Genomic DNA, 14,506 nt, shown 5'->3' with positions numbered 1-14,506 from the left:
CACCTCTCGTTCCTGGGGCAGGGGGACGTGTCCCGTCATCGCACGGGGCACCGCACGATCTTGCCACGCCCAGAGCTATCGGCGGGCACCCAGGGCGGGGCGCGAGAGCAGGTGCGGACGTCGCAGACCCGCGCGGCGGGCGAGACCGCGGGCCGCTCGTGCCCCTGCCGCGAGCGCCTCCTCCGGCGACCCCAGGCCCGGGACCTCGACGGCCTCGGGGAGACGGAGCACGGCCGCACCCAGGGAATCTTCCACCTGGATCCGCCGTTCCTCCTGGTCACGATTCCTGGGCAGATGGACGGCGAGCACACCATCCCCGACCTGGACGGCAGGGAGCTCCACTCCTGCCTGTCCCGAGGCACCGGGCAGGAGCGCGGTGAGCGTGACGGGCTCCGTCGTGATGAGGCGCAGCAGAGCCACTCGGGCGCCGGAGCCGGTCCGCAGCAGGGCGAGGAGGCTCACCTCGGGGCCCGTTCGCGGCTGGAGGGTGAATCCGATGTCCAGCGACAGGTTGCCATAGCCCTGCGTGAAGTAGGCGACACCGATCTCGCGCGGCGCGTCGTCGTCGACGAGGCGCCGACGGTCCCCCGGGACCCGATCGGACCGGTTGCGGCCGAGCCGGTTCTCGAGCTCGTCGTCCCCGGACCGCTGGAGGACGGACAGGTCCCAGATCCCCCGGTCGAGCCGCCCGGTCTCGACGTGGGTCCGGAAGGACAGAGCCCTGGCCCCGCCCCGCCCGATGATGCGCAGAGGGGCGGCGGGCACATCGAACCAGTCCTCGCTCCCCCGTCGGCGCAGCCGCAGCGCGACGGAGTCCGGCGGGTCGACGCCGTGGCGGACGTGCGCGCTGGCTTCGAGCCGGAGCACCCCGCCCTCGACGGTGAGGTCCTCGAGGGTCGCGACGCCGACGACCTTGACGTCGCGAAGCCGCTCCGGCCCGATCGACGCGACGAGATCCGTCGGCAGGTCCAGACGGAAGCCGTTCTCGTCGTGGACGAGCCTGTCCGTGCCGCCCTGCTGCTCCCAGCCGATCAGCCTCCGCAGCAGGTCGGTGCGCCCTGCCAGGGCGAGGCGCACCTTCAGACGGTCCAGGGAACCCAGATGCCCGGCCACCCGCGGGGAGAACACCGGGGTCATCACCCCTCGGATCTCGGACACCACCGCGTCCTGCTCGTCCTCGTCGAGGTCGAGGAAGCGCGGCAGGAGGGTCTTGCGCAGCGCCCCGTGGACGGGCCGGTGGAGCACGCCGTCGCGGAGCTCACCCGGCTCACTCCAGCGGACGATCACCTCGACGGTGGCGGCCAGCAGGTCCGCGTACTCCCTCGAGGTCCGGGGGGTGGAGGTGACGTTCTTGCCGTCGTCCCGCTTCCGGATGAGCACGTAGTCCCGATCGGCGCGCACGCTGATCTTCCGGGCCACGAGATAGCAGGCCGCCGTGAACGGCTGGTCCGAGCCGATCCTCAGGTGCGTCGGATTGTGGGCTCCGGTCTTCGTCACCAGGTCGGTGCGGAACAGCTTGATCGCGGTGAGCGAGTTGAACAGACGGTCCTTGACCAGGTGCGCATCGGCCGTGGACTTCGTGAACATCGATCCCGGAGCATGACGGCCGTTCAGTCCTGCCATCTTCGCCAGGACGATGTCGGACCCCTCCGCCTCCGCGTAGGCCGCGAGCTCACCGAGCGACCCGGGGGTGAGCACGTCGTCCGAGCCGAGGACGAAGAAGTACTTCCCCCGTGCGGCGGCGACCCCCTTGTTGCAGGGGTCGGCCGGGCCGCCGGAATTGGGTTGGGCCAGCAGACGGTAGTTCGGGTTCTTCGCCGTGTACTCGGCCAGGACCCTCTCGGAGCCGTCGTCCGAGCCGTCGTCGACCAGAACCACCTCGAGCGCCGCCGGACTCAACCCCTGCCCCGGGATCGCGTCGAGCGTCTCGAGGAGATACGGCATGGAGTTGTACACCGGGATCACGAGCGACACGAGCGGGCGCTCGTCACTGTGCTGGCCCACGTCACTGTGCTGGCCCACGTCGAGAACCTCCTCGGATCCGCGCCCCCGTCGACTCTTCACGGATCGCGCGGCATCACCCCTGCTGGACGCCGCATGAGGGTATGCCCTCATACGGCGAGCGATCAGGCAATCCCCGTGCCGCAGGAGCACCGCGACGGCAGCGGTCCCGCCCCAGGTGGGCCCTGTTCACCTGTCGAGGCCCTACCGCTCGGTCGGGAAACTGATCCGTCAGTCCGTCTCGGTGCTCCCGCCGGAACCGGCGGTGCCGGCGCCCTCGTCCTCGCCGTCGGCGCCGTCATCGGTCGGATCCTCGAGGCCGCCGACGCCCGCCTGGCGGTACAGCGCGATGAACTCGCGGGCGGTGTCGGGGCCGATCATCAGGCGCAGCACCGGGGAGACCTCGTAGTCGTCGCCCTGCTCGTCGAGCAGTCCGGCGCGCTGGATCTTGGCGATCGAGGCGCGGACCTCCTTGGCGAAGCCGGCCTCATCGGTCGAGGTGGTGCGGCGATAGGCGGCCAGCGCTTGCTGGACCTCTGCCTCGGAGACCACGGTGCGCTGCCCGCGGGAGGACTGGGTCAGCAGCATCTGGCGCAGCACCAGCAGCAGCACCGAATCGAGGCGGTTCAGTCCGGTCAGCCGGCGCAGCAGCTTGGGGGCGTCGGGGTCGGCCTCGCTCTGGCGCACGAAGGCGACCTGGGCGTCGTCGTCGACCACGAGCTCGAGGAAGAGATCCGCCAGGCGGGCCTCGATGCCCGCGCGATCGCGCAGCAGCTGGGCATAGCGCGCGGGGTCGCGGCGACCGTCGAGGAACGGACCCTGCAGCAGGTGCACGAGGACCCGGCGGGAATCCTCGACCAGCGCGGTGCCGGGCAGCGACGTCGCGTCCTCGACACCGGCCTCCCGGGCGTCATCGGTTTCGGTACGGGGCACTGAGCTGGTCACGGGGACACACCCTACCGGCGTCCGCGATGCCGCTTCGGGAAAGCGTCTGCCACTGCCGCCCGGACCCGTCCGAATGGTCGATCGTTGCGGAAATGTCACCATCGCGACCGCACATCTGGTGGAATCACCCGTGAGAGCCGGATCACATCCGGTCTGTCAGGGCCCTGTCCCAGATGCAAGGAGCCGACCATGAACGACTTTCCGATCTCCACCCCTCTCCTCATCGGGATCATCGTGGTGGTCCTCGTCATACTGATCGTGCTGATCGTGGCGGGGGTGTTGTCGTCGAAGAGACGCAAGGCCCGCCAGCAGGAGGAGGACCGGCGGCGAGCCGCCGAGCTCCGCGAGCAGGCGCAGAAAGACGAGAAGTCAGTCAAGCAGCGCGATCTGACGGCCAAGGAGAGCGAGCTCGAGGCCGACCGCGCCGGTCTGCAGGCCGACCAGAAGGCCACGGAGGCGGAGGAGGAGCAGCTCGCCGCCGAGCGCCGACGCGCCCAGGCCGAGGAGCAGCGCTCCGCCGTCGAGGAGGATCGCCACGACGTCCAGCAGCGTCGCGACGAAGCCGACCGTCTCGATCCCGACACCCCCGATGACGGACGCGGACCGGTCGGTGCCGACGAGGACGGCTCGGCCGCCCCCACCCGTCGGGATGACCACGAGGGTCGCGAGAAGGAGGGCTCCGGCAGCGGCGCGGCCGCGGCCGGTGCCGCCGGGGCTGCCGGCGTCGGCGGCGGGGCCGCCGCGGCGTCGGCGCACGGACGCGACGACGACCACGGAAAGGACCAGGGCTCGCGCGGGGAGCAGTCGTCCACGCGTGATGTCACCCAGGAGCCCGGCGCCCGGCAGGACCATGCCGCGGCCGACGAAGCCCCCGCGCACCGCGGCGAGGCCGCCGAGACCCCGCGGGAGGAAGCGGCCCGAGCGGGCACGGCCGCTCCGCAGGACGCCCACACGGGTTCGCACCGCGACGATCAGGTCGATCCAGGGGTCTCCCCGCAGGACGGACGCACCGCGGACCAGCGCACCACCGGAGAGCACGCCGGAGACCGTCCCGTCGGTCAGGAGCAAGCCTCGCGCGGGAACGACACCGGCGCCCATGAGGACCCTCGCGGCACCGGATCCGGCGCCGCCACGGCGGGCGTCGCCGGCGCAGCAGGCGTCGGCACCGGCGCCGCAGCCGCCTCCGCCCACGGGAACGACGACCAGGAGCAGGCCCACACCGACCACGGACGTCGCGGTGGCGAGGACCCCGCCACGGAGGGTTCCTCCCCCAGGGACGAGACCGACAGCGCCACTATCACCGAGGAGCCCCTCGACGAGGAGACCCTCCAGGACCGCGTCGCACAGGGCGAGGAAGAGACCGCACAGGAACCCCGGAACCAGGACACCGGCGCTCGATCGGACACCGGCGGCCCTGCCCGCGACGGAGACGCCCCGCAGCACGAGGGCCACGACACCCGGGGCGGCGAGGACCGTCGCGGCACCGGATCCGGCGCCGCCACGGCGGGCGTCGCCGGCGCAGCGGGCGTCGGCACCGGCGCCGCAGCCGCCTCAGTGCACGGGAATGACAACCGGGAACAGCCCGACACCGACCGCGGACGTCCCGGTGGCGAGGACCTCGCCGCGGACCGTTCGGCGCCCCAGGACGACGCCGGCACCGCCACACCGGTCCACGACACCACGAAGCGGCCCGACCAGACTGATGGCGCCACGATCACCGAGGACCCCCTCGACGAGGAAGCCTTCGACGCACCCGTCGCACACGGTGAGGCGGGGAGCGAGCAGGACCACCGGATCCAGGACACCGGGCGTCCGGTCCAGCGCTCGTCGGATCCGGGTGGCGCCACCGCTCCCGAGCAGCCCTCCGACCAGGAGCGCCGGACCCGTGGGGTGAGCCGGGAGGAGGACATCGTCGGCTCTCCGGGGGTGCCCGTCTCCGGCGACACGGCCGGCTCTCCGCAGGAGGGCGGCGCCAGGCCGCTCGGGAGCGACGGCCCGTCCGGGGCGCAGGATCCGGCGACCGGCACGGCCCGCACCGAGCCGGAGGGCCAGAACCGGTCCGGCCCGGAGGCGGGCCCCGCGGGCGGCTACTCCCAGGCCGCCCGTACCGGAACCTCTCCCTATGGTGAGGGCCAGTACGGCGCGGAGCCCGACGAGTTCCGGCAGGACGGCTACGAGCAGCGTCTGCAGGGCGAGGAGGAGGGGCAGCCGGGAGGCGAGGAGCCGCTCACCGACGAAAGCGGTGACCTCGCGCCGCGGCCGCCGGAGTTCCGGGCCCCGGGAGACGACTCCGCCGAGGGAGGCACCCCGGAGGACGGCACCGAGCCGCGCCGCTGACGGCTGCCGATGACGAAAGTGCCCGGGGCCCCGATGCGGGGCCCCGGGCACTGGCGTGCGAGGTCGTGACGCTCAGACGCCCTTGCGGACGGTGATGGACCAGCCGGCGTCCCCGACCCGGTCGAAGGCGACCACCTCGTGGCCGTCCTCCGCGGCCCACTGGGGCAGGGAATCTGTGGCCTGGGTGCAGTCGAATCCGATGACCAGGTCATCACCGGAGCTCAGCTGCTCCATCGCGCTCTTCGCGTCGATCAGCGGGAAGGGGCAGACGGCCCCGTTGGTCTCGAGGGTGTAGGCGGTCATGAGGACTCCTTGTCGGGTGGTGGTCTGCGGAATCTGGGAGGCCGGCCGGTGCGGGCCAGTCTCAGGCGGCGGGCGTGAGCACCGGGGCGGGACGGTTCGCGGCAGCGGCCTTCTGGGGGCGCACCAGGAACACCCAGGCGGCGCCCCAGGTGCCGAGCATGATCGCGATCAGCGACACCCAGCCCTGGTAGCTGAACAGGCTGGTCTCCACGAGGGAGTTGCCGATCGTGCAACCGCCCGCGAGGGAGGCGCCGATGCCCATCGCCACGCCGCCGCCGGCGCTGCGCAGCATCGTGGACGCATCCGGCACGCGCCAGCGGAACTCGCCGGAGAGCTTGGCGGCGACGAAGGAGCCCAGCAGGATGCCCAGCACCAGCATCATCGACCAGTCCACGAGGGTCACGTCGCCCGTGGTCAGGAAGGTGACGATGTTGGCCGACGGCGTGGTGATCCCCAGGCCTCCGTTGCGTCCGGCCGCGGTGGACAGCGGCCAGGCGGCGAGGGCGATCAGGCCCAGCAGCACGCCGCCCACCCAAGGGCTCCAGGCGACGTCGGCGAGGTAGTGGCCCAGGCCGGAGCGGCGGGCCGGCAGCGTCGCGGTCCGGTGCCGGGCGTTGCGACGGACCTGACGGACCACGAGCACGGCGACGATCGCGGCGAACACGACGATGGGGACCCACACGCTCACGCCGAGGGTCTCCTGGAGCGTCGCGTCGCCGACCGTGCGAGCGCGCGCGGCCTCGTTGAATCCGGCCAGCGGCCCGTACTTCATGATCGCGGCGAACAGTGCGTAGAAGATCAGGGCGACCCAGGAGCCGAGCAGGCCTTCGCCGGCACGGTAGTAGGTGCCGGTGGCGCAGCCGCCGGCCATGATGATGCCCACGCCGAACAGCAGACCTCCGCCGATGACTGCCAGCGGGGCGAAGCTCGCGGGCTCGGGGGCGATCACGCCGAGGCCCGTCAGGACGCCCACACCGATCGCCTGGATGGCGATGGCCAGCAGGAACGGGATGAAGTATCGGGCGGAGCGCGCCATGTACAGGTCGCGGAAGGCGCCGGTGACGCAGAAGCGCGAGCGCTGGAGGACATAGCCCAGCGCGGCGCCGAGGACGAGGCCGGTGAGGATCATCCCGACACGCTAACTAATGTGCTCCATAAGCGGAACCCGGGTGTCACGGGGGACACGACGGCCGAGTGCCAGAATTGCCCCATGCCCCTCGAACGCCCCCACACCCGGATGGACGACCTCACGGTCGAGCGGGTGCTGCGCGTGGTCGAGGCCATCCCACCGGGCCGGGTCGCCGCCTACGGCGAGGTGGGCGCCGTCGTCGGCGTCGGGCCCCGTCTGGTCGGGCGCATCCTGCGCACCTGGGGCTCCGGGGTTCCGTGGTGGCGCGTCACCAATGCCTCCGGCGACCATCCGCTGCTCGCCCGCACGCTCCCCCACTGGGAGACGGAGGGCATCGTGGTCAAGCCCAACGGCCAGGGATGCCGGATGGCGGACTTCGGCGCGGACCTCGAACAACTGCGGGAGGACAGCAGCGCGGGCCTCGCGGAGCTGACGGCGGGAGGGCAGGGGGCCTCCGCCGACGGGACGGAGCAGTGATCCCCGGGGTTCGACGTCCTCGCGATGCGGACCGGGAGCGCGAGCGATTCCACCGACGCAGGCGGCGGCGCTCAGCTCCGGGTGTCGGCGAGCGCGAAGGCAGTGCTCCACCGCGCGGCGAGCACCTCCGGCGAGAACTCCCGCGCCATGCGCTCGGCAGCGCTCCGTCCCGCCCTCGCGGCGCGCCGCTCGCGCCGCAGCAGTCGGATGATTCCCCGGGCGAGCGCTTCGTGGTCGCCGTCGGGGACCAGTGCGCCGTCCACACCGTCCCGGATGAGGTCGGAGGGACCGTAGTCGATGTCGTAGGAGACCACGGGGGTCCCGGCCGCGAGGGATTCCCCGATCGAGAGGCCGAACCCTTCGCTGCGGCCGGTCGAGACGGTGAGCACGCAGCTCGCCATGAGGTCGACGCTGTCGTCGAGCCAGCCCAGGAAGGTGACGCTGTCACGGATCCCAAGCGTTGCCGAGAGCTCCTCGAGGTCCTGGCGCGCCCCGCCGTGACCACCGATCTCCAGGTGCGCCCTCGGCACTGCGGCGACCACCCTCGGCCAGGCGCACAGCAGGTGGTCGACCCTCTTCTGGGTGGCGCTCAACCGGCACACGATCCCGACCCTTCCGCTGACGGTCGCGATGGACGTGTCGGTCCGGCGGTCGCGCACCACGTTGGGGATCACGAGCGGATCGCACCGGTCCGGACCGAAGGTCGTCCTCATGTCGCGCGCCTGGGCCTCGGTGAGGGAGAGGACCACCGGCATCTCCTCGACCCGTCGGAAGGGCTGCGCGTAATCGGTGCGCAAGGGGGCTCCGGGGCCGTAGGGCTCCTGGTAGATGTTGACGTGGGAGAGGAACAGACGGCTGGAGTGCGCCGGGTCGGTGTCCAGGAGCTTGGTCATCGCGGTGGGATGCTGGGCGATCACGAGGGGCCGCGGGCTCTCGGCCGCGAGGACCTGATCCAGCCACGCCGCGTGCCACGGCGTGTTGTGCGAGTAGCGCACGCTCTGACCGGAGGTCGCGTGGTGCACGTACGCCCCGAGCTGGCGACCCGAGGCCGGCTCGAGATACCGGGTGACGTAGCAGATCCCGTCAGGAGTGAAGTACCGCTCCTCGATCGTCGCACCGGTGGCGGGATCGAGCGTGCGCTCCCGGCCGCACGCCCCGGAGTCCTCGTACTCGCGGCGCACGACCGGCCGGGCGTGCTCGAAGAGCGCGAGACTCGCCGTGCGCCCGTCCTTGACCTCCCGACGCTTCACGAGGCGTCCGGCGCGGTCGAAGTACTCCGAGCGCTCCCCGCCTTCGATCCGGATCGTGCTCACGAGGAGGCCTTCCCGGTCGAGGTCCTGCTCGCGCGACCAGTCGGCGTCCTGGTCCTGCGTCGCCGCCTGCTGGAGATCGTGGAAGATGTTGCGCACCTCGACCCCGGCGGGGAGGGCGAAGTCGCCCTTCCGCGCGGCGAGCCCCGACGTGAAACGCGGTTCGTAGGTGAAAGTCACGATGACGGGCTTCAAGCCCAGAGCGAGGAACATCCGGCACTGCTCGATGACGGCCGCCGAACGCCCCGCGCGTCCGAGGGAATGGAGGACGAGGAAGACGGTGCGCATCGGTCTGGTGCCCCCTGTGCCCGATGGGCCCCGTCGGCGCTGCGGTGCGCCGGGCGACATATCGGACGAGTCGCGTGACCCACACCATATCGACACCTGTCCGAAAGTGCTCGGGAATCGACGGAATCGGACGAACTGGTCCTCGACCACCTCGTCGACGCACAGCGGAGGGGCACGGCCCGCCTCACTCCACCGGCACGTCGTCCAGGAAGTAGAACGAGGGGATCCTCGCGGCGTAGTCGTTCCCGTCCAGCTCCCGCCAGGTGACGATCTCGGTGGATCCCTCGCGCTCCTGCGCATGGGAGGTGGCCAGGAACATGAGGCCGATGACGCTGGCGAGTCCCTGCTGGGCGGGGTTCTCGCGCAGCACGTCGCCGATCGAGGCCTGCCCGGAGCGGCCCCGCACGTCGTTGACGTGGCCGGTCAGACCCACCACGTCGATGTCGTGGGTGCGCACCAGGTCCTGCAGCACCTCGATGCTGAGCGCGGTGGCGTCGTGGACCTCGGCCTCGGCGGGTGCACCGGGGTCGGTGGGGTCCTTGAGCCGGTGCTGGGCCACCGAGGACAGCAGCACCCGGGAGAGTTCGAGGTCGAGCGGGAACGAGGTGCGGGTGGGGACCTCGTCCTTCTGCGCCAGGGCGACGCCCTGCGCCTCCTGCAGCGCCTCGAGCAGCACCCGGTGCTGACGGAAGTCCTGGGAGCGCACGAAACGCGCCAGCGAGCGGTACAGGTCCGTCTTGACGTCCAGCACCTCCTGGGCGGGCTCGTAGAGGTCGCTGAACACGTTGGCGAGGCGTTCGCGCTCGTCCCGGCTGAGGCTGCGGGCGAAGTCGCGCTCGAGCAGCCGGTCCACGAGCTCCTGGGCGGTGCGGGTCCGGGCCGGGTCGTTGAGCATCCGGAAGAACGCGGTGAAGGTGCGGCCCACGCTGGACTGCCCCAGCAGGTCGTCCCCGGCCAGCAGCTGTTCGAGGATCTCACCGCGGGAGGTCTCCGGGGAGAGGATCTGCTCGCGCAGGTGCAGGTCGACGCCGCGCAGGTCCTCGCGGTACTGGAGGAAGTCCCCCGACAGCTCGGAGGCGATCTGGAGGATGTCGCGCAGACGGTCGGTGGAGGCCTCCTCGCTGGGCAGCATGAGCTCGCCCTCGGCGAGCTCCCGGATCTGCGCCTCGACCCGTTCGCGCTGGCGCTGCAGGTCCGCCAGGCGCACGTCCCGGTCGGTCTCGGTCTCCTGGGCGAGTCGCTCGAACTGCTGGACGACCAGGGTCAGGCGCGACTCGGTGGTGGTGGGCCGGTGCTCCTCGAGGGACGCGATGAACTGGATCGCGTCGATCGTGGCGGGCGAGGGCTCGAAGGTGGTCTCGGTGCGCTGCGGGTCGTCGCGGCGGGTGAGGTAGCCCTCGCGCACCCAGGTGTCGACGTACTCGACCGAGGTGCGGCCGCCGCGGCCACCACCTTCACCGCCGTCGGCGTCCTCGTCCCTGCCGGAAGGGGCCTGCTCGTCGTCGTGCAGCAGGGCCAGATGCGCGCCCACCCGGGCGACGAGCTCACTGCGCGGCAGCCGACGATCACCGGCCGGGAAGACGGACTGCAGGATCGCCAGGACGGCAGGGGCCTTGGTCGCGGCGAGCAGTCGCCAGGTGCTGGCTCGGCGCAGCTGCTCGTAGGCCTCCTTGCGCGCGGACACCGCGTCGCTGCGGCGGTCGGTCCACCGGTTCGGCTCGGTCGTGGTCACGAGGGGGGAGTCTACCGGCGCACCCCGGTCCGGGGGCCCGGGCGCCGGATGCGCCGGGTAACCTGGGTTCGGGAACGTTCACGAAACTCGCCGAGGAGCCCTGCCGGATGTCCACCACCTCCCTGCCCACCCCCGATCGGACCGACCGTTGGTGGGAGGAGCTGCCCGCCGGCCGGAACCGGCTGCGCGGCCGCGCCCACCTGCACTCCGACGCGCCCGAGCTGCGTCTCGACGGCATCTGGGAGTTCCGGTACGGGTCGCGTGCCGACGGCTCCGACCTGGGCGAGCGTGCCGAGATCGAGGTGCCGGGACTGTGGCAGCTGCAGGGTCACGGCGCTCCGCAGTACACCAACGTCGTCTACCCGATCCCCCGCGACGTCCCCCACGTGCCCGACGAGAACCCCACCGGGCACTACTCCCGCACCGTGGCCGTCCCCGCCGGCTGGGCCGAGGACCTCGCCGCCGGCGCGCGTGTGCTGCTGCGCTTCCAGGGCGTGGACTCCGCGGCGAAGGTCTGGATCGACGACGCCGAGATCGGGGTGACCGCAGGCTCCCGCCTCACCCAGGAGTTCGACGTCACCGAGGCGCTGGCCGGCCCCGGGGAGCACCGGCTGGACGTACGGGTGGTGCAGTGGTCGGTGAACACCTACGTCGAGGACCAGGACATGTGGTGGGCCTCGGGGATCTTCCGCAGCGTGGACCTGCTGCTGCGCCCCGCCGACGGCATCCACGACCTGGTCACCGTCGCGGATTACGACCCCGCCACCGGTCGCGGCAGCCTGCGCGCCGCCGCCTACGACCGTAGCGGCTCGCCGCTCGAGGCGAGGGTCGAGATCCCCGCCCTCGGCCTGTCCGCCTCCACCGGCGAGGAGATGCTCGTGGCGGACGAGGTGCGCCCGTGGTCCGCGGAGGACCCGCACCTCTACGAGGCCACCGTCCGCACCGCGGGCGAGACCGTGAGTCTGCGGCTCGGATTCCGCCGCGTGGAGGTCGACGGGGAGATCTTCCGCGTCAACGGCGAGCGCATCGTCTTCCGCGGCGTGAACCGCCACGAGGCCGATCCGGTGGTGGGCCGCGCCCAGCACGCGGGCAACCAGGACCTCGACGTCGCGCTCATGAAGCAGCACAACCTCAACGCGGTCCGCACCTCCCACTACCCACCCCACCAGCGCTTCCTCGAGGTGTGTGACGAGGCGGGGCTGTACGTGATCTGCGAGGGCGACTTCGAGACCCACGGCTTCCACGCCGACTCCACCGGGGGCGAGGACGGCACCGGCGCCGCCGAGGGCCCGGCGCAGAACCCCCTGTTCGAGGAGTCCCTCCTCGAGCGTTCGGACCGCTTCGTGCGCCGCGACCGCAACCATGCCTCCATCGTGATGTGGTCGATCGGGAACGAGGCCGCCTCCGGCCCGGTCACCGAGGCGATGGTGGCCCGGGTGCGCGAGATCGACCCCACGCGCCCGGTGATCTACGAGCAGGACTACGCCGCGGAGTACGTGGACGTGTTCTCCCTGATGTACTCCACGGTCGGGGATACCGAGCAGATCGGGAGGCGCGAGCTGTCCCCCGGGTACCAGGACAAGCTCACCCGCATGCTGCGCAGCTTCGCGCTCGACGTGCCCGACGGCCACTTCGCGAGCCCGCCGGCGCTGTCCAAGCCGTTCCTGTGGATCGAGTACGCCCACGCGATGGGCAACGGCGCAGGCTCGCTCGCGGAGTACATGGAGCTCACCGAGCGCTACCCGGCGCTGCACGGCGGGTTCATCTGGGAATGGATCGATCACGGCCTGGAGACCACCGACGCCGAGGGCAACCGCATCCACGGCTACGGCGGCGACTTCGGCGAGCGCCTGCACGACGGCAACTTCGTGGCCGACGGCCTGGTGCTGCCCGACCGCACTCCGTCCCCGGCGCTGCTGGACGCCAAGCACCACTACTCCCCCGTCGGCCTCGAGGTCTGGCCGGGCAGGGTGCGCGTCACCAACCGCTACGCCTTCAGCGACCTGACCCACCTGCGGGCCGAGGTGTCCCTGGATGCACAGAGCAGCTGGCAGGAGCTCGAGCTGCCGGCGACCGCGCCGGGCGGGAGCGCCGAGGTGCCACTTCCGGTGCACGACGGCGCGACCACCACGGTGCGGCTCACCACCCGGGAGGAGCAGGGTCCGGTCCCGGCCGGTCACCTGATCGTCTCCGCGGACCACGTGGATGCCGAGCGACTGCGCAGCGGGCTCACGCCGCCCGTCGCCGAGCCCCTCGCTCCGACGCAGGGCGAGGACGGCTCCTGGATTCTCGGCCCGGCCCGCTTCGACGACCTGGGCCGCCTGGTGGCTCTCGGTGACCTGCAGGTCGAGAGCGCCGGCGCGGACCTGTACCGGGCCCCCGTCGACAACGAGCGCGCCCGCACCCGGTATCCCCTCGAGGCGCGTTGGAAGCGGATCGGGCTGGACGTGGCACGGCGCCGCCTGGTCGGTATCGAGGCAGAAGGTGACGCCCTGGTGATCCGCACCCGCCTCGGCCTGGACGGCTCAGCCCTCGGCGCGGACGTCGCCGAGCGCTGGCGCGGTGACGCCTCCGGTGCGGACGTGCAGGTGACGGTGACGCCGTCGGCGTTCTGGCCCGAGGACCTGCCGCTGCCGCGGATCGGGTGGACCTTCGCCCTGCCCTCCCGGCCGGACCAGGTCCAGTACACGGGGTACGGGCCGCACGAGTCCTATCCCGACACCGGCGGCGGCACCACCTTCGCCACCTGGCACTCCTCGCTCGCGGACCTCCAGGTGCCCTATGTGTTCCCGCAGGAGAACGGGAACCGCGCCGGCGTGGTCCGCGCCTGCCTCAGCGGCGGCTCCGGGCCTTCTCTCGGCCTGCGGGCCGCGGCGGGGCTGGGGCTCGCGGTGCGACCGTGGTCCAGCGCGGAGCTCGACGAGCGCGCGCACGACGGGGCACTGCGTCCCGACGGCCGCACCTGGGTGACGCTCTCCGCGGCGCTGCACGGCGTGGGCTCGGCGGCCTGCGGCCCGATTCCGCTGCCGCAGTACGTGCTCCCGGCGCGCGAGGAGACCTTCTCCTTCCGGCTGGAGGCGCAGCGGCCCTGAGCCGCGGACCGGTAACCTGGTCCGGGGCGCCGCGCGGTGTCCGTTCGACGCAGGCCAGAGGGAGACGCATGACTCAGGGGTACGGACCGCACGACGGACAGCAGGGCCAGTGGGGTCAGGGAGACCAGAACGCGCAGCCGCAGTGGGGCCAGCCCCCGCAGCAGAACGTGCCGCCCGCCGCACCCCAGTGGGGACAGCCCCCGCAGCAGGACGTGCCGCCGGCGCAGTCCCCCTCCCAGTGGGGACAGGCCAGCCCGGCGGCGGCCCCGCCGCAGTGGAGCCAGGCGTCCCCGGCCGCTCCCCCCGCCCCCGGCGCCGCGCCGGGCGGGGCGGCCTACCCGGGTGCCTCGGGATACGCCGCCCCGGCAGCGACCGGCGGGACGTCCACCGCGGGCAAGCTCGCCCGCTGGATGATGTACGTCGTGATCGTCGTGATCCTCGTGCGCATCGTCCGCGGGATCATCACCTTCGGCGCCGGATTCCTCACCGGGATGGCCGCCTCGGGCGGGTCGGCGGACAGCGGGATGGCGGTCGCCGGCGTCGGCGGGGTGCTGAGCATCCTGTTCCTGCTGCTGAACATCGTCGTCAGCCTGGCGCTGCTGGTGATCGCGATCTGGGTCGCGGTCCAGGCCACCGGGCGGGGCCGCACCGGCGCGATCATCGTCGCCGGGGCCGTGATCCTCGCGGTCATCCTCTACTGGATCCTCTACGGCATCTACTTCGCCGTGATCAGCGGCGTGGGGGACCCGTCCACCTACGGGGTCATCGCCATCGTCTACGGGGTCCTCGAGGTCATCCGCTCCCTGGTCATCTTCGCCGCCCTGATCGTCGGCGCCGTGATGGCCCGGCGCTGGGCGACGCAGAACGCCTGACCGGAAGTCTCCTGCCCGTC

Annotated in this window: 10 protein-coding genes; 4 read left to right on the top strand and 6 right to left on the bottom strand. The window is 72.2% G+C overall.

What is annotated here, in order from left to right; translation table 11 throughout:
- Window positions 1–75: 75 nt before the first annotated feature.
- Both JOF43_RS14340 and JOF43_RS14335 read right to left on the bottom strand, forming a co-directional pair.
- Window positions 76–2,022, bottom strand: a complete 1,947-nt coding sequence (locus JOF43_RS14340; protein WP_209903397.1) for a glycosyltransferase — start codon at window positions 2,020–2,022, stop codon at window positions 76–78.
- Window positions 2,023–2,232: 210 nt separating this feature from the next.
- Complete coding sequence (locus JOF43_RS14335) at window positions 2,233–2,946, bottom strand: DUF4194 domain-containing protein (protein ID WP_342592190.1); 714 nt, start codon at window positions 2,944–2,946, stop codon at window positions 2,233–2,235.
- Window positions 2,947–3,135: 189 nt separating this feature from the next.
- On the opposite strand from JOF43_RS14335, the gene JOF43_RS14330 reads away from it, so the two are divergent.
- Entirely contained in the window at window positions 3,136–5,283 is a 2,148-nt protein-coding gene (locus JOF43_RS14330; RefSeq protein ID WP_209903394.1) for a hypothetical protein, read from the top strand.
- Between the two features lie 72 nt (window positions 5,284–5,355).
- Here the strand turns inward: JOF43_RS14330 and JOF43_RS14325 are convergent, their stop codons facing one another.
- Both JOF43_RS14325 and JOF43_RS14320 read right to left on the bottom strand, forming a co-directional pair.
- The gene (locus JOF43_RS14325) at window positions 5,356–5,586 is read right to left on the bottom strand and encodes a sulfurtransferase TusA family protein (RefSeq protein WP_209903392.1); all 231 of its coding nucleotides are present in this window, start codon (window positions 5,584–5,586) and stop codon (window positions 5,356–5,358) included.
- Window positions 5,587–5,647: 61 nt separating this feature from the next.
- A complete protein-coding gene (locus JOF43_RS14320; protein WP_209903390.1) occupies window positions 5,648–6,715 on the bottom strand; it encodes a YeeE/YedE family protein in 1,068 nt (355 codons plus the stop codon).
- A gap of 81 nt (window positions 6,716–6,796) precedes the next feature.
- Between JOF43_RS14320 and JOF43_RS14315 the strand changes: the two genes are divergently transcribed.
- Window positions 6,797–7,192 carry an MGMT family protein gene (locus JOF43_RS14315; RefSeq protein WP_245354558.1) on the top strand — a complete coding sequence of 132 codons (396 nt, stop codon included), beginning with the start codon at window positions 6,797–6,799 and terminating at the stop codon, window positions 7,190–7,192.
- 71 nt (window positions 7,193–7,263) lie between these two features.
- On the opposite strand, the gene JOF43_RS14310 is transcribed toward JOF43_RS14315, so the two are convergent.
- Window positions 7,264–8,790 carry a glycosyltransferase gene (locus JOF43_RS14310; protein WP_209903388.1) on the bottom strand — a complete coding sequence of 509 codons (1,527 nt, stop codon included), beginning with the start codon at window positions 8,788–8,790 and terminating at the stop codon, window positions 7,264–7,266.
- 184 nt (window positions 8,791–8,974) lie between these two features.
- Window positions 8,975–10,522 (bottom strand): DUF3375 domain-containing protein, encoded by a 1,548-nt coding sequence (locus JOF43_RS14305; RefSeq protein WP_209903386.1) that lies wholly within the window; start codon window positions 10,520–10,522, stop codon window positions 8,975–8,977.
- Window positions 10,523–10,629: 107 nt separating this feature from the next.
- Here JOF43_RS14305 and JOF43_RS14300 point away from each other — a divergent pair, with 107 nt between their 5' ends.
- A complete protein-coding gene (locus JOF43_RS14300) occupies window positions 10,630–13,614 on the top strand; it encodes a glycoside hydrolase family 2 TIM barrel-domain containing protein (protein WP_209903384.1) in 2,985 nt (994 codons plus the stop codon).
- Between the two features lie 68 nt (window positions 13,615–13,682).
- Complete coding sequence (locus tag JOF43_RS14295) at window positions 13,683–14,486, top strand: hypothetical protein (protein WP_209903382.1); 804 nt, start codon at window positions 13,683–13,685, stop codon at window positions 14,484–14,486.
- The last annotated feature ends 20 nt before the right edge of the window (window positions 14,487–14,506 follow it).

This window comes from Brachybacterium sacelli, assembly GCF_017876545.1.
GTDB classification, from domain to species: Bacteria; Actinomycetota; Actinomycetes; order Actinomycetales; family Dermabacteraceae; genus Brachybacterium; species Brachybacterium sacelli.
This window is presented reverse-complemented; position numbering and strand designations above follow the sequence as displayed.